Source organism: Bradyrhizobium jicamae (assembly GCF_018130215.1).
Taxonomy (GTDB): domain Bacteria; phylum Pseudomonadota; class Alphaproteobacteria; order Rhizobiales; family Xanthobacteraceae; genus Bradyrhizobium; species Bradyrhizobium jicamae_A.
In genome coordinates this window covers 229,056-248,369 of record NZ_JAFCKQ010000003.1, presented here as the reverse complement: position 1 = coordinate 248,369, position 19,314 = coordinate 229,056, and the positions used below count along the sequence as shown (strand labels likewise).

General features: G+C 65.8%; 16 protein-coding genes. 10 read left to right on the top strand and 6 right to left on the bottom strand.

Features of this window, described 5'->3' with window-relative positions:
* Positions 1-83: 83 nt before the first annotated feature.
* Together JQ586_RS07150 and mdlC are read left to right on the top strand one after the other, a co-directional pair.
* Positions 84-467 (top strand): tautomerase family protein, encoded by a 384-nt coding sequence (locus JQ586_RS07150; protein WP_212393803.1) that lies wholly within the window; start codon positions 84-86, stop codon positions 465-467.
* Between the two features lie 147 nt (positions 468-614).
* A complete protein-coding gene (gene mdlC / locus JQ586_RS07145) occupies positions 615-2,243 on the top strand; it encodes a benzoylformate decarboxylase (protein ID WP_212393802.1) in 1,629 nt (542 codons plus the stop codon).
* 52 nt (positions 2,244-2,295) lie between these two features.
* Here the strand turns inward: mdlC and JQ586_RS07140 are convergent, their stop codons facing one another.
* Together JQ586_RS07140 and trhA are read right to left on the bottom strand one after the other, a co-directional pair.
* Positions 2,296-3,090 carry an SDR family oxidoreductase gene (locus tag JQ586_RS07140; RefSeq protein WP_212393801.1) on the bottom strand — a complete coding sequence of 265 codons (795 nt, stop codon included), beginning with the start codon at positions 3,088-3,090 and terminating at the stop codon, positions 2,296-2,298.
* Positions 3,091-3,155: 65 nt separating this feature from the next.
* Positions 3,156-3,851 carry a PAQR family membrane homeostasis protein TrhA gene (gene trhA / locus JQ586_RS07135; protein WP_212393800.1) on the bottom strand — a complete coding sequence of 232 codons (696 nt, stop codon included), beginning with the start codon at positions 3,849-3,851 and terminating at the stop codon, positions 3,156-3,158.
* A gap of 180 nt (positions 3,852-4,031) precedes the next feature.
* Between trhA and JQ586_RS07130 the strand changes: the two genes are divergently transcribed.
* A complete protein-coding gene (locus JQ586_RS07130) occupies positions 4,032-5,495 on the top strand; it encodes a YcjX family protein (RefSeq protein WP_212393857.1) in 1,464 nt (487 codons plus the stop codon).
* On the top strand, positions 5,492-6,523 hold the full coding sequence (locus JQ586_RS07125) for a YcjF family protein (RefSeq protein ID WP_212393799.1): 1,032 nt from the start codon (positions 5,492-5,494) through the stop codon (positions 6,521-6,523). Before JQ586_RS07130 ends, JQ586_RS07125 begins: the two co-directional genes overlap by 4 nt.
* Positions 6,524-6,528: 5 nt before the next feature.
* On the opposite strand, the gene JQ586_RS07120 is transcribed toward JQ586_RS07125, so the two are convergent.
* Positions 6,529-8,040 (bottom strand): glycosyltransferase family 39 protein, encoded by a 1,512-nt coding sequence (locus tag JQ586_RS07120; protein WP_212393856.1) that lies wholly within the window; start codon positions 8,038-8,040, stop codon positions 6,529-6,531.
* A 205-nt stretch (positions 8,041-8,245) separates the two neighbouring features.
* Here JQ586_RS07120 and JQ586_RS07115 point away from each other — a divergent pair, with 205 nt between their 5' ends.
* The 5 genes from JQ586_RS07115 (at position 8,246) to JQ586_RS07095 (ending at position 12,642) form a co-directional block, all read left to right on the top strand.
* The gene (locus JQ586_RS07115) at positions 8,246-10,003 is read left to right on the top strand and encodes an adenylate/guanylate cyclase domain-containing protein (RefSeq protein ID WP_249147373.1); all 1,758 of its coding nucleotides are present in this window, start codon (positions 8,246-8,248) and stop codon (positions 10,001-10,003) included.
* 183 nt (positions 10,004-10,186) lie between these two features.
* Positions 10,187-10,429 carry a hypothetical protein gene (locus tag JQ586_RS07110; protein WP_212393798.1) on the top strand — a complete coding sequence of 81 codons (243 nt, stop codon included), beginning with the start codon at positions 10,187-10,189 and terminating at the stop codon, positions 10,427-10,429.
* Between the two features lie 211 nt (positions 10,430-10,640).
* A complete protein-coding gene (locus JQ586_RS07105; RefSeq protein ID WP_212393797.1) occupies positions 10,641-11,855 on the top strand; it encodes a molybdopterin-dependent oxidoreductase in 1,215 nt (404 codons plus the stop codon).
* An 11-nt stretch (positions 11,856-11,866) separates the two neighbouring features.
* On the top strand, positions 11,867-12,178 hold the full coding sequence (locus JQ586_RS07100; protein WP_212393796.1) for a cytochrome c: 312 nt from the start codon (positions 11,867-11,869) through the stop codon (positions 12,176-12,178).
* Between the two features lie 263 nt (positions 12,179-12,441).
* Complete coding sequence (locus JQ586_RS07095; RefSeq protein WP_016842427.1) at positions 12,442-12,642, top strand: cold-shock protein; 201 nt, start codon at positions 12,442-12,444, stop codon at positions 12,640-12,642.
* Positions 12,643-12,800: 158 nt separating this feature from the next.
* Here JQ586_RS07095 and JQ586_RS07090 read toward each other — a convergent pair whose 3' ends face one another.
* From JQ586_RS07090 to JQ586_RS07080, 3 genes are all read right to left on the bottom strand, one after another.
* Complete coding sequence (locus JQ586_RS07090; protein WP_249147371.1) at positions 12,801-14,894, bottom strand: tetratricopeptide repeat protein; 2,094 nt, start codon at positions 14,892-14,894, stop codon at positions 12,801-12,803.
* 82 nt (positions 14,895-14,976) lie between these two features.
* Entirely contained in the window at positions 14,977-15,621 is a 645-nt protein-coding gene (locus JQ586_RS07085) for a hypothetical protein (protein ID WP_212393795.1), read from the bottom strand.
* A gap of 91 nt (positions 15,622-15,712) precedes the next feature.
* A complete protein-coding gene (locus JQ586_RS07080; protein WP_212393794.1) occupies positions 15,713-16,177 on the bottom strand; it encodes an Lrp/AsnC ligand binding domain-containing protein in 465 nt (154 codons plus the stop codon).
* Between the two features lie 116 nt (positions 16,178-16,293).
* Here JQ586_RS07080 and putA point away from each other — a divergent pair, with 116 nt between their 5' ends.
* Complete coding sequence (gene putA / locus JQ586_RS07075; RefSeq protein ID WP_212393793.1) at positions 16,294-19,299, top strand: bifunctional proline dehydrogenase/L-glutamate gamma-semialdehyde dehydrogenase PutA; 3,006 nt, start codon at positions 16,294-16,296, stop codon at positions 19,297-19,299.
* Positions 19,300-19,314: the final 15 nt, after the last annotated feature.

The window sequence follows — 19,314 nt, the reverse complement described above, 5'->3', positions numbered from 1 at the left end:
CGACACCCCGAGGGACGTCGCGTCGTCGCAGCATCTCGATCACGCGGACCGATCCGGCTCGGTCCGCGCAAAAAGAGGCCATCATGCCATTCGTTCGTATCGATCTGAGGCGCGGCAAGTCCGCCGAGTACCGCAAGACATTGGGCGAGATCGTCTACAAGGCGATGCGCGACCTGATCAACGTGCCGGAGGATGACAAATTCCAGGTCATCACCGAGCATGATCCCGGCGATCTGAACCATGCCGAGAGCTATCTCGGCAATCGCTACAGCAGCGATGTGGTCTTCATTCAGATCACGCTGAATGCCGGCCGCTCGACCGAGATGAAGAAGGCGTTCTACAAGCGGATCGCCGATGATTATCAGAGCCGGTTGCAGGGACGTCCTGACGACATCGTCATCAACCTGGTCGAGGTTGCCAAGGAAAACTGGTCATTCGGCAACGGCATTGCCCAATACGCAAGCTGAGCGCCATCGGCGGTGACGTCGAAGTAACCACCTCCGATCGCGTCCGCTCCCAACTTGACTTCGTGCTGCAATCCATCGACAGGTGGATTGCTTGCCGTTCTTGCTCCCCGCAATGACGGAACAAAAATACGAACTGGGAGCCGCCCGATGTCATCCCGCAAGCCCGCCGCTGCGAAAAGCAAAGCCGTCACCGTCAAGGAGGCCACGTTCGGCCTGCTGCGCGCGTTCGGCATCAAGAAGGTGTTCGGCAATCCCGGATCGACCGAGCTGCCATTCCTCAGCGACTGGCCCGACGACATCGACTATGTGCTCGGCTTGCAGGAGGCCTCGGTCGTCGGCATGGCCGACGGCTATGCGCAGGCCACCCGCAATGCCGGTTTCGTCAATCTGCATTCGGGGGCGGGTGTCGGCAACGCACTCGGAAATATCTACACCGCGCATCGCAACCAGACGCCGCTGGTCATCACGGCCGGACAGCAGGCGCGCTCGATCCTGCCGCTGCAGGCGTTCCTTTATGCCGAGCGCGCGTCGGAGTTTCCGCGGCCCTATGTGAAATACAGCGTCGAGCCGGCGCGCGCCGAAGACGTGCCCGCCGCGATCGCGCGCGCCTATCACGTCGCGATGCAGCCACCCTGCGGACCGACCTTCGTCTCGGTGCCGATCGACGACTGGACCCATGCGGCGCAGCCGGTCGAAGCGCGCCAGGTCAGCCGCGAGCTCGGGCCCGATCCGTCAGCGATGCAGGCGCTGGTCGCAGCGCTCGCCGCCGCCAAACATCCCGCGCTCGTCGTCGGCCCGGGCGTCGATCGCGCCTGTGCGGTCGATCTCATGGTCAAGGTTGCGGAGAAGGCCAAGGCGGCCGTCTGGGTCAGTCCATTCTCGGCGCGATGCTCATTTCCCGAGCGCCATCCGCAATTCGCCGGCTTCCTGCATGCCTCGCCGGGCCAGCTTTCGGATGCGCTGCGCGAGCATGATGTCGTCGTCGTGATCGGCGCGCCGGTGTTCACTTTCCATGTCGAGGGCCATGCGCCGATCTTCGACGGTGCGACAGCGCTCTACCAGATCACCGATGATCCGACCGCGGCCGCCGTGACGCCTTCGGGCCACAGCATCGTCGCGACCATGAAGCCGGCATTGTCTGTTCTGCTCGAGATGCTGCCGGAGACGAAGCGCACGGCCCCCACCGGCCGCACGCTGCCGCCGGCGCCGGCCGCGGCCGATCCGCTTCCGGTGGAATACGTCCTGCACGCGCTTTCGACCGCAATGGGGCCGCAGGATGTGCTGGTGGAGGAAGCCCCGTCACACCGGCCCGCAATGCAGAAATTCATGCCGATGCGTGGGCAGGACAGCTTCTACACCATGGCGAGCGGTGGCCTCGGCTATAGCCTGCCGGCCGCGGTCGGCATGGCGCTCGGGCGCCGCGAAGGCCGCACCGTTTGCCTGATCGGCGACGGATCTGCAATGTATTCGATCCAGGCGCTGTGGACCGCCGCACGGCGCAAGCTGCCGCTCACCGTCGTGGTGCTGAACAATTCCGGCTATGGCGCGATGCGCTCGTTCAGCCAGGTGATGCAGGTACGCAACGTGCCCGGCCTCGACCTGCCCGGCATCGATTTCGTCAGGCTCGCGCAAGGCATGGGCTGCGACGCGGTGCGGGTGACCACGTCGGCCGAACTTGTCGGCGCCTACAAGCGCGGGCTCACGCACGACGGTGCGAGCCTGATCGAGGTGGTGGTGGATTCGGCGGTGCCGCTGCTCTACGCGCAGAAGGCGTGAGGCGGAGAGCATGTAGCCCGGATGGAGCGAAGCGCAATCCGGGCTACGGGTGTCACTTCCCGTACGTCTCGCGCATCTTGGCCTGGATCTTGGCCATGCCGCCGATCCAGCGGTCGTAATTCTCGGTCTTCTTGCGCATGTAGCCGAGCACCTGCGGATGCGGCAGGATCAGGAAGGTCTCCTGGTCGAGGCCCTTCAGCACGTCCTGCGCGACCTGCCCGGCCGAAAGGTCGCCATCGCCGGACTGCGGACCCTTCGGGATCGAGCGCAACATGTTGGTGTCGACGCCCTGCGGGCAGAGGATCGAGACCTTGATGTTGTCGGCGCGGTGCGAGATCGCGAGATTCTCCGCAAAGCCGACCGCAGCGTGCTTGGTGGTCGAATAGGCCGGGCTGCCGACCTGCGACAGCAGGCCAGCCGCCGAGATCGTGTTCAGGAAATAGCCGCCGCCGCGCGCCTTCATCCGCGGCACCAGATGCCGCGCCGCATAGACATGGGCCATGACGTGGATCGCCCAGCTGCGCGACCACGGCTCGTCCGAAGTGCCGCCGGCATTCTTCGACAGCGGGTCGAAGCCACCGCCGATGCCGGCATTGGAGCAGAACAGCGCGATCGGCCCGAACATGCGCTCGGTTTCCTCGATCACATGCAGGATGTTCTTCTCCTGTCCGACGTCGCATTTGAACGCGGCGCCGCCCACGGACCCTGCGACCTTCTCGGCCGCCGCATGATCGAGGTCGACGACGACGACCCTGGACGCGCCGGCAGCATGGAACGCCTCGCACAGCGCCTTGCCAATACCATTGCCACCGCCGGTGACCACGACAACCTTACCTGCCACCTGCATGGCCACCCTCCCGGATTCCTGATGTCATCGGGAATATGAACCCATTCGCTGCTGATAGCGAGAGCTCAGCTCGCCAGCACCACGTTGAACACGGCGGTATAGTGGCAGGCGGCCCCGAGCAGCACGAAGCCATGCCAGATCGCGTTCTGGAAGCGGAGCCGCCGCCAGGCGTGAAAGATCACGCCGAGGCTGTACAGGATGCCGCCGGCCAGCACGAAGCCGAGCGCCACGGCCGGCAGCGCCTTGACCACGGCGTTATAGAGCATCATGCCGCTCCAGCCCATCGCGAGATAGAGCCCGACCGAGAGCCGGTCGAACCGGCCGGGATAGCGCAGCTTGAGCCAGATGCCGACGATTGCGACACACCACACCCCGACGAGCAGCGCAATCGCGAAATAGCTGTCCTTCAATTCCACGATGAAGGGCGTATAGGTCGCGGCGATCAACAGATAGATCGCCGAATGGTCGAAACGGCGCAGCACCCATTTGGCGCGCGACACCGGCCAGAGATTATAGGTCGCCGACAGCACCAGCATCGCGAGCAGGCCCGCGACATAGACCGACACCACGGCAACGTCGAGCCCGCTGGCATAGACCGCGGTCAGCACGATCAACGCGGTGGCCGCAACCAGCCCGAAGCAGATGCCGGTGATGTGCACGATGCCGTCGGCGATCAGCTCGGCACGGTCGTAGTTCCAGAGCACGGCACCGGCCGCGTGGATCGAGGTCGAGGCGAGTTGCTTCAGGCGGAAGATCGTCATGCCGACAGGCTCTCCTCTGGGTCCATTGAATATGGGTATCGCAGGGCTGACTGTGCGTTCAATTCCCTCGCCTGCAAAGGCGCCGGAAATGTGAAGCTTGATTTTGGCCCGGCAATCGCCACCTTGCGGGTGATCGATCGCCCGTTTTTGGCCCATTCCGCCGGATTTTCCCTCGACTTCATGTCCCCCAGCTTTTCCGATATCGTCGAGGAAGCGCGGCTCTCGGCGCGGGCGCTGCTCGACTATGGCGAGGGCTTCTTCAACCCGACGGTGCGGCTCGGTGTTACCGGGCTGTCGCGCGCCGGCAAGACCGTGTTCATCACGGCGCTGGTACATGGGCTGACGCGGGGCGGCCGCTTTCCGGTGTTCGAGGCCTATGCCTCGGGACGGATCGCGCGCGCCTATCTGGCGCCGCAGCCCGACGATGCGGTGCCTCGCTTCGCCTATGAGAACCATGTCCGCACCCTGATCGAGGAACGGCGCTGGCCGAGCTCGACCACCGACATCTCCGAGCTTCGGCTGGTGATCGACTATCAGCGGCAAAATGGCGCTGACCGCATGCTGACGCTCGATATCGTCGACTATCCCGGCGAATGGCTGCTCGACCTGCCGCTGCTCAACAAGAACTACGAGCAGTGGTCGGGCGAGAGCCTTGCATTGTCGCGCGAAGCGCTGCGCGCAAAGCTTGCCGCGCCCTGGCATGCGCATCTGGCGACGCTGACGCCGGAGGGTCGCGAGGACGAGCAGGCCGCGCTTGCGGAAGCGAGACTGTTCACCGACTATCTGCGCGCCTGCCGCGACGACCGCTTTGCGATGAGCCTGCTGCCGCCCGGCCGCTTCCTGATGCCAGGCAATCTCGCCAACACGCCGGCGCTGACCTTCGCGCCGCTCGACGTGCCCATCGACGGCGGCGCGCCGGATGGCTCGCTGTGGGCGATGATGCGGCGGCGCTACGAGGCCTACAAGGACGTCGTGGTCCGCCCGTTCTTCCGCGATCATTTCGCGCGGCTCGACCGCCAGATCGTGCTCGCCGATGCGCTCGCCGCTTTCAACGCCGGCCCTGAGGCACTGCACGACCTGGAGGCCGCGCTCGCCGGCATCCTCGACTGCTTCCGGATCGGCCGCAGCACGATCCTGAGCGCGCTGTTCCGGCCGCGCATCGACCGCATCCTGTTCGCGGCGACCAAAGCCGATCATCTGCACCATCAGAGCCACGACCGGCTGGAAGCGGTGCTGCGGCGGATCGTGGCCAAGGCAGCCGAGCGCGCCGAATATGCCGGTGCCGCGATTGACGTCGTGGCGCTCGCCGCGGTGCGCGCCACCCGCGAGGCGCAGGTTCAGCGCGGCCGCGACCGGCTGCCTTCGATCCTCGGCACGCCGGCCGCGGGCGAGATCGCCAATGGCGATACGTTCGACGGCGAGACGGAAGTCGCGACCTTTCCGGGCGACCTGCCCGACAATCCCGAGGCGCTGTTCAGGGGCGAGTTCCGTGGCCTCTCCAGCGCCGGCGCGGATACCGCCGACTACCGCTTCCTGCGCTTCCGCCCGCCGAAGCTGGAGCGGAACGGCGACGCCGAGCCGACGCTGCCTCACATCCGCCTTGACCGCGCTCTCCAGTTCCTGATCGGAGACAGACTGCAATGAACGAGACAACGCCGCAGCGGCGGCCGGCGACGTTCAAGCTCGACGATCCCGGCGTGGTCGTGATGGATGCCGACGACATCGGCCACCTCGCGCGCGGCACGGTGCAGATCATGCCCGAGGTCGAGCCGGCGCAGCTCCCGGTGCCCGTCGATCCGCCGCTGGTACCGGCGCGCCGCGGCTTCCGCTGGGGCACGCTGTTCTGGACCGCGGTCGCGGGCCTCGTCGTGCTCGGCACCGGACTTGGCGTCATCAACCTGGTCGAAGACCTGTTCGCGCGCAACGAGGGTCTCGGCATCCTCGGGCTCGGCCTCGCCGTCATCGCAGCGTTTGCGCTTCTGGTCGTGACTGCGCGCGAGTTCGCTGGACTGGCGCGGCTTGCCACCATCGAAAAACTGCATCTGCGCGCGGCCGAGGTGCTGATCAGCGACGACCGCGCCGCGAGCCGAACCGTCGTCGCCGATCTCATCAAGCTCGCGCACCAGACCCCGCAGCTCGCCCGCGCCCGCAGCGCACTGCAAAGTCACACCGAGGACATCATCGACGGTGCCGACATGATCCGCCTCGCCGAGCGCGAATTGATGGCACCGCTGGATGAGGAAGCACGGCGGCTGGTGTCATCGGCGGCGCAGCGCGTCTCCGTCGTCACCGCGGTCAGCCCGCGCGCGATGATCGACGTGCTGTTCGTATTCGTGGCGTCCTTGCGGATGATCCGGCAACTGGCGCGGCTCTATGGCGGCCGGCCCGGCGCGCTCGGCATGATCCGCCTGATGCGGCACGTGATCGCGCATCTCGCGATCACCGGCGGCATCGCGGCGAGCGACAGCCTGATTCAGCAGATGCTCGGCCACGGCATCGCGGCCAAGCTTTCGCAGAGGCTCGGCGAAGGCGTGCTCAACGGACTGCTGACCGCGCGGCTCGGCCTCGCCGCAATCGACGTCACCCGCCCGCTCCCCTTCACCGCTTTGCCGCGCCCCGCGCTGGCTGACTTGGCGAAAGACCTCCTGCGCAAACGCGAGGATGAGGAATAGCCCATCTACGAATGCGCGACCGGATTGCCCATCAGCGTCGCCAGCACCCGCCAGCGGAAGAACGTCGTGTCCGGCGGCGGCGACAGATCCGGCGTCCAGCCGGTGATCTTTTCCAGCGAATAGGTGTCCATCACCATGCCGCGCCAGCGCCGCTCGACGCGCTCGAGCGGCTGCCTTGTCGCGCTCGTCTCGCGCCACAGCGGCAGATTATTCTCGGGCTCGCGGCCGACATAGAGACCGGCATGATCCCGGATCAGGTTCATGCCGGGATCGGCGAAGCCCTGGAAGCGGCCGCGCTCGTTGATCTCGACGACGGGCACGCGGCCGCGCAGGAACCAGCGCAGCATCGCATAGGTGCGATAATCCGTGGTCGCGACCCAGGTCGCGCCGGTCGCGCGCAATTGCGCCTCGGCGCGCGCGGCGAGCTGATCATAGCCGGCCTCGGTGCCGATCGGATCGTTGCGGCCGATCAGATTCCATGGCGCCACCGTGTAATAGAGGAAGACGCAGACGACGAAGACGATGCCGGACGAGACCGCGGTCCGCGCCCAGAACAAGGTCGACTTGATCAAGCGGGGCGACCAGCCCTCCAGCGGCATCCGCGTGACGTTGATCGCAACCGCGGCAAGGCCGGCCGGCCAGAGGAACATCGGCCAGGTGTCGCCGACCCGCAACGTCAGCGACTTCCAGAGGAAGTAGCCGAACGGCACGATCACTGCCGTCGACAGCAGGATCGCGACCGGCTCGCGGCCGCGATAGCCGCGCCAGGCCGTCAGCGCGGTGCCGAACAGCGTCACCGGCAACAGCACGAAGCCGACCAGGCCGAACTGCATGCCGATGAACTCGCCGAGGGTGCGCAGCGTGAGCGCGCCCTCCGTCGTCGCCCGCACCGCCTGGAAGCGGAACGAGGCCCAGTCATGCTGCCAATTCCAGATCAGCGCCGGCGAGAACACGGCGACCACGAGCAGCGCTGCAAGATAAGGGTACGGGCTGCGCAACCAGCGCCAACGCCAGTCCGGCACCAGCGCAAACGCCACGACCGCCGGCGCCAGCATCACCGTGGTGAATTTCGACAGCAGCGCCAGCCCGGCGAACAGGCCGGCGGCGAGCCACCAGCGGCCGTCATCGCTCTCGGCGAGCCGCACCAGCGACCACAGCATCGCGACCATGAACGGGATCATCGCGGTGTCGGGCGCCACCTTGGCCATCAACAGCCCGTAATACAACGCGGCCTCCGGCAGCAGCAGCCCCAGCATCACCGCGCGGACATTGTTGCGGGTCGTGCGGCGAACGATATCGGCCAGCAAAAGCTGCGTGACCAGCATCGCCACGATGCCGCTGAAGCGGACGCCGAGAGTGGTGTCGCCGAAGATCGCGGTACCGAAGCGGATGAACCAGGCGATCATGGGCGGATGGTCGAGGAACGACAGCACGTTCTCCTTCGACCAGGTCCAGTAATAGGCCTCGTCGGTGCGCAGATCGAGCACGTATGCATAGACCAGCCGCATGACGGTCATGGCCGCGATCACGGCGATGACACCGCCCCGGCGCGGGACGCGCGCGCGGTCCGTCTTGACGTTGATGTTATCGGCGGGGGCTATCGTCACGGCGCGCTTTTTGTTCGACTCTGAAGGGGGTGTCAACGTATTGCGGTGCCCGTTCCCCTCCGCGCCGGCCGGCAGCGGTGTTCACCGCTGGAATAAACCACTAGACTTGCCCATCATGAATCACATGACCTTTCCCTTGACCTCCCCGTCGCGCGAGCATTTGCAGGAGATGGTCCGCGGCGTCGGCCTGCGGCAGGTCCGGCTGGTCAGCGGCTCGATCCTGTTCGCCTACCTGCTCAGCCATTTCGTCAACCATGCGCTCGGCAACATCTCGATGGAGGCGCTGGCGACCGGCGTCTACTACCACACCGCGTTCTGGCGGTTCCTGCCGGTCGCGATCGTGTTCTACGGCGCCTGCCTGGTGCACACGGTGCTCGGCATCTGGGCGCTGTACCAGCGCCGGCAGTTCAGCTGGAAGGCGATCGAGCCGCTGCAGCTCGTGCTGGGCCTCAGCATCCCCCTGCTGATCGTCACCCACGTCGTCGGCATTCGCCTCGGCCAGGCGCTGTACGGGCATGAGAAGCTCTATCCGCAGGAACTCTACCTGTTCTTCATCGCCTCGCCGCACCGCATATGGACGATGCTCGCGGTGCTGGTGATCGCCTGGGTGCACGGTTGCATCGGCCTCTATTTCTGGCTGCGGATGCGCAGCTTCTTCAAGCGCGCAGCGCCGTTCCTGCTCGCCGTTGCGGTCCTGATCCCGACGCTGGCGATGCTCGGCGTCTACCAGGGCGGCCGCACCACGATGTCGGACTATGAGGACGCCGACTGGCGGCACGAAGCGCTGTCCGCCGAGAAGCTCGGGACGGTAGCGCAGCAGACCACGCTCGAACGTGTCGCCTCCGGCATCACCATCGGCTATCTCGGCCTGCTCGGGCTCGTCGTCGTCGCGCGCGTCGCCCGCACGTTGCTCGAGCGTCGTGGCGGCATGATCGCGCTGAGCTACGGCAACGGCCGCACCGTCCGGGTACCGAAGGGATTGAGCGTGCTGGAAGCGAGCCTGCGCAACAACGTGCCCCACGCCAGCGTCTGCGGCGGCCGCGCCCGCTGCTCGACCTGCCGCATCCGCATCATTGGCGACACCGCCTCGCTGCCCGAGCCCTCGCCGCGCGAGGCCTTCGTGCTGCACCGGGTCGGCAGCGCGGATCCGTCGATCCGCCTCGCCTGCCAGCTGCGGCCCAACGCCGACCTGTCCTTCTTCCAGTTGTTCCTGCCGCACACGATGTCGGCGACCGGACACGCCGGCAGCCCGGCGCGGATCGGCCAGGAGCGCTATCTGGTTAGCATGTTCGTCGACATGCGCGGCTCGACCCGGCTCGCCGAGAGGCGGTTGCCGTTCGACACCGTGTTCATCGTCAATCGTTTCCTCGGCGCGGTATCGCAGGCGGTGCTGGAGTGCGGCGGCCGGCCGAACCAGTTCGTCGGCGACGGCATGCTGGCGCTGTTCGGGCTTGCGACCAACCGGCACGAGGCCTGCCGCCAGGCGCTGCGCGCCGCGGCGATGATCGCGGCCAATGTCGACGAGCTGAACCAGTTCCTCAGCCACGATCTGCACGAGCCGATCCGCTTCGGCATCGGCATCCATGGCGGCGAGGTGATCGTGGGCGACATCGGCTATCGCGACCACATGGTGTTCACTGCGCTCGGCGACGCCGTGAACGTCGCGGCGCGGCTGCAGGACATGACCAAGAGCCTGGCCTGCGAAGCCGTGATCTCCGACGAGGTGCGCGCCACTGCCGGCCTCGCCGACGATGCGCTGCCCGCACAGGAGGTCGCGATCCGCGGCCGCAACGAGCCGATGATCGTGCGCACGGTCGAAGCGACGCGCGTACTGTCGGCGCTGGTCAACGACGAGCATGCGGTTGCGGCCTGAAAGGTTCAACGCGTCTCCGCCTGCGTGACCTGGCTCACGTCTGAACGGACGTTCAGCAGATTCCTGGTCCTTCTGTGAGCTGGAGCTCGAACCGGCCTCGCGCAGTGTGCGACTGACGGGCGATGGGGAACATTGCAACCCGCGCCGCGACAGAGTTCAACGCGCATTTCGAAGGAGACCACCATGCTTCGCAAAGTCACTCTCGCTCTCGCCACCATTGCCACCGTCGGCGCCGCCGCGCTGGCCCCGACCGCCGCATCCGCCAAGCCGTTCGGCTGGGGCGGCGGTTGGGGCGGTGGCTGGCATCATCACTGGGGCCACGGCTATGGCATCGGCGTCGGCTACGTCGACTCCGGCTGCTACGTCACTCGCCTGGTGCTGACGCCCTACGGCTATCGCTATCGCACCGTGAACGTCTGCGACTGATCGCTTCGTCCTCGCGATCGAAACGCCCCGGTTGCTTCGGCGACCGGGGCTTTTCGTTGTTGCGACGCAAACGTCGACGAACGCTGCGAAAGCATCAATTGACTTGGGGTTCCCGGGTGCGACATTTGTCGCCTGCGGGCATTTGAATGCGCGCAAGCCAATTGAGTCCGGTGATGACCGGCTCAGACAGAACAGCTTCGGAGGAAGCGGAATGCTCGATCGACGAGACTTGATGAAGCGCGCCGGTATGGCCGCTTTGATTGCGGGGCTGGGAACGAAGGGCGCACGTGCTCTCGACACCGCACCGCCCGACACCGTGACATTGCCTTTCGGCAACGGCGAACGGCCGCTGGTGCGCTACCCGCAGAAGCGCCCGATGATCGGCCAGACCAGCCGCCCGCCGCAGCTGGAGACACCATTTGCGGTCTTCAACGACGGCCCGCTCACGCCGAACAACGCGTTCTTCGTCCGCTACCACCTCGCCGGCATCCCCTACGATCTCGACCCCGACAAGTTCACGCTCGAGATCAAGGGCAAGGTCGACAAGCCGCTGAAATTGTCGCTGAAGGACATCAGGAAGATGAAGGCGACCGAGATCGTCGCCGTCAACCAGTGCTCCGGCAACAGCCGCGGCTTCTTCGATCCGCGGGTCGCCGGCGGGCAGCTCGGCAACGGCGCCATGGGCTGCGCGCGCTGGCACGGCGTGCCGCTGAAGACCCTGCTCGACATGGCCGGCGTCCAGGCCGGCGCCAGGCAGGTCACCTTCAACGGCATGGATGCCCCGGTGATGGACACGACGCCGGATTTCGTGAAGGCGCTCGACATCGACCACGCGCGCGACGGCGAGGTGATGCTGGCCTATGGGATGAACGGCGAGGACCTGCCGTTCCTCAACGGCTTCCCGCTGCGCCTCGTGGTGCCCGGCTATTACGGCACCTACTGGGTCAAGCACCTCAACGAGATCACGGTGATCGACAGCGTGTTCGACGGCTTCTGGATGAAATCCGCCTATCGCATCCCTGATACGCCCAACAACGCGATCGAGCCTGGCACCGCGCCGAAGGCGACCATCCCGATCAACCGCTTCACGGTGCGCTCGTTCATCACCAGTGTCGCCGATGGCGCGAAGCTCAAGGCCGGCCACATCATGCTGCGCGGCATCGCCTTCGACAGCGGCAAGGGCATCAAGGAGGTTGTGGTCTCGAGCGACGGCGGCCAGACCTGGACGCCGGCGAAGCTCGGCAAGGATCTCGGCAAATATGCCTTCCGCGAATGGAAGCTGAGGGTCGCACTGGCCGCCGGCCCCCACGATCTGAAGGTGCGCGCCACCAACAATGCCGGCGACACCCAGCCGATGGACCCCCTGTGGAATCCGGCCGGCTATCTGCGCAACGTCGTCGAAACCGTGCGCGTCACCGCAGCGTGAGGAGAGCCATCATGAACCGCACGCTGCTGTCGGCGCTTGCCGCGATCGCAACCCTGTCGATCACCGTGGCCATCGCCGCGCCCGTCAACTACACGCTCCCCGAGGAGACCGCGGCGTTCAAGCCCGGTCCCAACCTGGAAGTGGTGCAGAACAATTGCAGCGGCTGCCACTCGGCCGACTACATCAGGACCCAGCCGCAGAACGAGAAGTCCAAGAAGGACTTCTGGCAGGCCGAGGTGACCAAGATGATCAAGGTCTATGGCGCGCCGATCGACAATGCCGACGTCGGCAAGATCGTCGACTATCTCGCCGCGACGTATTGAACCGGGCTTCGCCGGCCCCTGCGCGCGGGAGTGACTCCCGCGTGCATGAAACTGGAATCATGTGATTTTGCACTGCATCAATTGACCACGAAACAGGCAGATCGATACCAAAGCGCCGCAAAACCGGTTGTTTGCTGCCGAAAACACCCTCTCCTTTGATCTATCCAGCCTTTTGCAAACTGCTATCCTGCGCAGCGCGGACAAGCCGGTTTGTGCGGGGACCGGAGGGTCTGTTTTTGATTGATTCCGCGGAGACGACTGGAATGCCCAAAGGTACAGTGAAGTGGTTCAACCCGACCAAGGGTTATGGATTCATCCAGCCCGCGACGGGCGGAAAAGACATTTTCGTGCATATTTCAGCAGTTCAGAAGGCTGGTCTTCAGACGCTCAATGAAGGTCAGTCGGTCGAGTACGAAGAGATCGCAAATCGCGGCAAGACTTCGGCCGAGAACCTCAAGGTCTAGCGTAACAGCGCCAGACGACACGGCGCACTCTCGGACGTCATCCGGGAGTGGGGCCCGACACATCAGCCAGACAAGGCAACGCTCGGCACGGCGGACACGACGCCCGCGCGCGGCGATATTGGATTGTTGCGTGCTGCCGCACGCCACGGCTCGCTGCGCTACAGGCAGGTACCAACTTGGCCGGAGCCGCACGGCACCTTCTTCGTCAATTCCTGGATCTTGCGCTTCGACTCTGCCTGCGCCAGCACATCGAATACGCTCGATGGCGCGAGTTGCGTCGCTTTCCGGAAATCATCGGTCGCCTTGTCCGGATGGTTGAGTGCCTCGTGCGCCTTGGCGCGGGCAAACAGGCTCTCCACCGTCTCCTTCTGCGCGATGGCACGATCGAGATCCTCGACCGCCTTGGCGTAGTCGCGCTGCGCCGAGAAGGCGATGCCGCGCAAGGTCAAGGCATCGTGATAGTCCGGCCGGCTCGCCAGCACGAAATTGAGATCCTTCATCGCATCGTCGGTTTTCTTCAGGCCGAGATAGGCCCGCGCCCGCAGCACGTGCGGGAAGGGATCGTTCGGCACCTTGTCGATGATCTGGCCGAACGCTGCGACGGCACGATCGAACTGCGCCGAGGTCAGCATCGCGAGCCCGCGACCGAGCTGCGCTGTCGGATCGGCGGGATTGCGCTCCAGCACTCCATTGATGTCGACCAGCCCCTCGTCGGTGCGGCCCTTCAGCATCAGCGCCAGCCCGCGCCAGGATTTCGCGAGCAGGTTGGTCGGCGATAGGGCCAGCGCCTGGTCGAAATCCAGCAATGCCTTGTCGATCTGGTGGAGGCTGACATGGGCGAGCCCACGCTCGGTAAAGGCGAGCGTGTCCCTGGCATTGAGCGTGATCGAACGATCATAATCGGCGAGCGCATCCTGCGCCTTGCCGGTGCCGGCCTTGGCGATGCCTCGACCGAGATAGGCCATCGCATTGTTCGGATCGATCGCGATCGCGCGCTCCGCGTCGGCCATTGCATCATTGAACTGCCGAAGTCCCGCCGAGTTGATCGCACGGAACGCGATCAGCGGCGCATCGTTCGGCTTCAGCTTGAGCAGGTCGTTGACGTCGTTGCGCGATTCCGCAAACCGCGCGAGTCCCGAAAAGGCGATCATCCGCAGTCTCAGCGCCGGCTCGTTGCGGGGATCGCCGGCCAGCACCTGGTTAAGCGGAAGGAGGGCAGCGGCGTAATTGCGCTGCGCAACGAACTGCCTTGCCTGGTCGATCTGCTGGTTGGTCGACGCGGTGACCGGCGCGGGCGGGGCGCCTGGTGCCGCCGGGGCGCGCGCTGCAGGCGGCGGCATGGTGACCGCGCCTGTCCCGGCCTTGGCCAGCTCGGCCTGCATGGCCACCGCCTGCTGGCGCTGCTGCTGGACCTCCTTGTTGTCGGGCATGAACGACAGCAGCTTGTCGAAATCCGCAACGGCTCGCGTGTAGTCGCCCTTGGCGCTGTAAAGCTGGCCGCGGGCGAAATAGGCGCCGCGCTCGGTCTGCGGCGCCTGGGCGATCGCGCGCGAAAAATCCTCGATCGCATGATCCATGTCGCCCTTGCGGCGATAGGCCTGGCCGCGCCAGTAGAACGCACCCTGCGCATTCGGATTGATCGCGAGCGCGGTGTTGAGGTCGCTCAGCGCACCATCGAACTGCGCGGTTTCGACCCGCGCGCGGGCCCGCCCGACATAGGCCGCCACCAGATCGGAGCGCAATGCGATCGCCTGGTCGTAGTCGGCGAGCGCATCGGTCCAGTTGCGCAGATCGTTGCGCAGATTGCCGCGCGCGAGGTAGGTAAATGCATTCTTCGGCTCGAGCTCGATCGCGTGATCGAGATCGGCCTTCGCCTGATCGGTCTTGCCCTGCCGCTGCCGCGCATAGCCGCGCGAGATCAGGGCAGCGACCGACTGCGGGTTCAATTGCAGCGCCGCTTCGGTGTCAGTCACGGCCTGATCAAACTTGCCGTGATTGTTGTAGAACCGCGCGCGGCCCGCATAGGCCTTGACGCGATCGTCGGCCGATCGCGCGGCATCGTTGATGACGGCCGCACAGGCAGCCTCGGTCTTGTCCGGGGCCTGTCCGTTGCAATCCTCGAGATCGCCCGCCCATGCCGGACCGGCGGCCATGGACAGCAGCAGCAGCGCCGCAGCCAGTCCAAGATGGAAACGAATGCCGCGCGGAGCGGCAGTTGCAGTCGAGCGCAAACGCATGTCGTGGCCCGGCATTGAGCGATTCCGTTTCGGTATCCCTACAATCAATGCGGGTGAAACGCCACGACGGCGGCTGCACGGCCGCCGCGTTCGGCCGTCAATCTTCCGTCACCCATTTGGCGACGGTCATGACGTCAGGCGGCTGAAGGTAACCGCGCGGCCAGAGGTCGACGGCCCATTCGACCTTGGTCGCGCGTTCGACCAGCACGGCGGTGTTGTGCGGCGTCTGCGCAAACTGGAAGCCGCGGTAATGGGGATCGCCGACGTCGTGAAATTTGAACAGGTTCCAGTCCTGCATCACCAGCATCAGGCTCGTGGTGTTTCGGGTTGTGTCCCAGCAATCGAAATTGTGGCTGTCGTCGTTGGCGCGGAAATCCGCTTTCGCCACCCGCCTGTTGGTGCCAAGGATCGGTCCCATATGGCGGTCGAGCCAGATCACCGCCTTCTGGACGGCCGCACGCTCTGCGGCGGCGTTGGCGCGGCCCGCGGCCATGATCTTCGTCAGCGCAGCCCGATCGGCCGCGGTGAAATCGAGCATTTCACGGCGCCGGCAGACGAAGCCGTAACACACCGTCATCTGCGTCGCCGTCGGCGGATAGATCGACACTGAGGTATAGAGCTGCGACTGACCCGAGCTGAGCTCGGCGGCCGGAGCGGCCGATGGCAACGCCAGGACAATGGCGGCCAATGCGCCGGCTAATCCGGACCGCCTCGCTGCTGCCGGCTGATCGGCGTCTCTCATATTCCTGCCCCCCACTGGAGGCAGGATTATCGCGACCTGGAGACGAAGCCAAGACGCCGGGCGCATGGCTGTGGATCACATCAAGCCGATCTCAGCCGACCGGCAGCGGCGCATCGCGCTTGACCTCTTCCATCACGGCGTAGGTTCTCGTCTCGCGCACGCCAGGCAACGCCAGCAGGGTTTCGCCGAGGAACCGGCGATAGGCAGTCATGTTGGCAACGCGTGCCTTGACCAGATAATCGAAGCCTCCGGCCACCATGTGACACTCCAGCACCTCGGGCGCGGTCTGGACCGCCTTGGCAAACCGCTCGAAAACGTCGGGCGTGGTCTTGTCGAGAAGCACCTCGACGAACACCAGCAAACCCAGCCCGAGCCGGTGCGGATTGAGCCTTGCGCCATAGCCTTCGACAAAGCCGTCGCGTTGCAACCGTTTCAGCCGTTCGCCGACCGAGGTGGGAGACAGCCCGATCCGCTCGGCCAGCTCGACATTGGCGATTCGGCCGTCCCCCTGCAAAATCGAGAGGATTTTGCGGTCAATTTTGTCGATATCTGCCATATATCCGGTCAATTGAAAGATTCTCCTTAGTTTCTACGGCAAATCTGCTAATTTGTCTATCGAACTACGGTTCGTGAGCGCGTAGGTGTTCCCGTGATCCCCGGAAGGAACCGCCGATGCCAGAAGTCGCCCCTGCCCCGTTCAGCGCACCCTATGCACCCGATGACGCAATCATCGCCGCCCGCCTGTTGCAGGACGCGAGATTCGGCGCCGATCGGGAGGGACGAATCGATCGCACCGCGACACGTTTGATCGAGGCGGTCAGGGCCAATGACGATCCGCTCGGCGGGGTCGAGGACATGCTGCGGGAGTTCGCGCTCTCGACCAAGGAAGGGCTGGCGCTGATGGTGCTGGCGGAAGCGCTGCTGCGGGTGCCGGATGCGCGCACCGCCGACCAGTTCATCGAGGACAAGCTCGGCCAGGGCGACTTCGTCCATCACGAGACCAAGTCGAGCGCGTTCCTGGTCAACGCCTCGGCCTGGGCGCTCGGAATGTCGGCGCGGGTGATCCAGCCCGGCGAGACGCCGCAGGGCACGATCGGGCGGTTGACGAAGCGACTCGGCGCGCCTGCCGTGCGCGCAGCGACGCGGCAGGCGATGCGGCTGATGGGCAGCCATTTCGTGCTCGGCGAGACCATCGAAGCGGCGCTGGCACGCGCGCAATCGCGTTCCGACCGTGCCCCGCGCTATTCCTTCGACATGCTCGGCGAGGGCGCGCGCACCGCCGACGATGCGCATCGTTATTTCGAATCCTACGCCCGCGCGATCGACGCGATCGGCAAGGCCGCCGGCAGCCGTCCCCTGCCCGACCGGCCCGGCATCTCCGTGAAACTGTCCGCGCTGCATCCGCGCTTCGAGGCGGTGAGCCACGCGCGCGTGATGACCGAACTGGTGCCGCCTCTGATCGATCTCGCGCGCCGCGCCAAGGCGTTCGATCTCAACTTCACCGTCGACGCCGAGGAGGCCGACCGGCTGGAGCTGTCGCTCGACGTGATCGCCGCCGCCTTTGCCGAACCGACGCTGGCAGGCTGGAACGGCTTCGGGCTTGCGATCCAGGCCTATCAGAAGCGGGCCGGCGACGTGATCGACTATGTCGATGCGCTGGCGCGCCGGCTGGAGCGCAAGATGATGGTGCGCCTCGTCAAGGGCGCCTATTGGGACACCGAGATCAAGCGCGCGCAGGAGCGCGGGCTCGACGGCTATCCCGTGTTCACCCGCAAGGCGATGACCGACCTCAACTATGTGGCCTGCGCGCGCAAGCTGCTCGCGTTGCGGCCGCGGCTGTTCCCGCAATTCGCGACCCACAACGCGCTGACGGTCGCGACCATCCTCGAATTATCAGATGATCCGACCAGCTTCGAATTCCAGCGCCTCCACGGCATGGGCGAGGCGCTCTATGCGCAGCTCGGCGATGACAGGCCGGAAATCGCGCATCGCACCTACGCGCCGGTCGGCAGCCATCGCGACCTGCTCGCCTATCTGGTGCGGCGCCTGCTCGAGAACGGCGCCAACTCCTCCTTTGTCGCGCTGGCGGCGGACAATCGCGTGCCTATTGCAGACCTGTTGCGCCGCCCGGCCGGGATCATCGGGTCGGCCAACAGTGCCGGCCATCCCGACATTCCGCTGCCGGCCGATCTCTATCGGCCACAGCGCGAGAATTCGCATGGCATCGAATTCGGCGAACGCGCAGCGCTCGACAGGCTCACCGCCGCGATCACAGCCCAGCGCCAGGCGGAGCCGGACGCGGTCGCCTCGTCCACGACAGACGAGGCCAACGCAGCCGTCGCTGCCGCGCGGCGCGGCTTCAAGGCCTGGAACGCGACGCCGGCGGGGCGGCGCGCCGAGATCCTGGACAAGGCCGCCGATATGCTGGAGCAGCGCCGCGCGCACTTGATCGCGCTGTTGCAGGGCGAGGGAGGCAAGACCCTCGACGACGCGCTTTCCGAGGTGCGCGAGGCGACCGACTTCTGCCGCTACTACGCAGCGCTCGGGCGCAAGCTGTTCGGCGGCAGCGAGACGATGCCGGGGCCGACCGGCGAAAGCAACGTGCTCGCATTGCGCGGCCGCGGCACCTTCGTCGCGATCTCGCCGTGGAATTTTCCGCTGGCGATCTTCCTCGGCCAGGTGACGGCGGCGCTGATGGCGGGCAATGCGGTGGTGGCGAAGCCTGCCGAGCAGACGCCGCGCATCGCAACCGAAGCGATCCGGCTGCTGCATGAGGCCGGCGTGCCGGCATCCGCGCTGCATCTCGTCCCGGGTGACGGCGCGGTCGGTGCCGCGCTGGTCGCGCATCCTGACATCGCCGGCGTCGTCTTCACCGGCTCGACCGATGTCGCGCGGTCGATCAACCGGACGCTCGCCGCCAAGGACGGCCCGATCGTGCCGCTGATCGCGGAGACCGGCGGCATCAACGCCATGATCGTCGACGCCACCGCACTGCCCGAGCAGGTCGCCGACGACGTCGTGACCTCGGCGTTCCGCTCCGCGGGCCAGCGCTGCTCCGCATTGCGGCTCCTGTTCGTGCAGGATGACGTCGCCGACCGCATGATCGAAATGATCGCGGGTGCGGCGCGCGAATTGAAGATCGGCGATCCGTCCGATTTGTCCACGCATGTCGGGCCGGTGATCGATGCGGAGGCGAAACAACGCCTCGACGCACATATCGCGCTGATGAAACGGAATGCGCGGGTTCATTTCGAAGGTCGAGCGCCCGCCGGCAATTTCGTCGCGCCGCATATTTTCGAACTGTCGCATGCCGGCCAGCTCACCGAGGAGGTGTTCGGTCCGATCCTGCATGTGGTGCGCTACCGCGCCGAACGGCTCGCCGACGTGCTGGCGGCGATCGAGGCAACCGGCTTCGGGTTGACGCTCGGCATCCATTCGCGCATCGAAGACACCGTCGATGACGTGATCGATCGCCTCGCGGTCGGCAACATCTATGTCAACCGCAACATGATCGGTGCCGTGGTCGGCGTGCAGCCATTCGGCGGCAGCGGCCTTTCCGGCACCGGCCCCAAGGCCGGCGGCCCGCACTACCTCGCACGCTTCGCCACCGAGCAGACGGTGACGATCAACACCGCCGCCGCGGGCGGCAATGCGGCCCTGATGGCAGGCGTGGAGTAGCGCCGCCGTCATTGC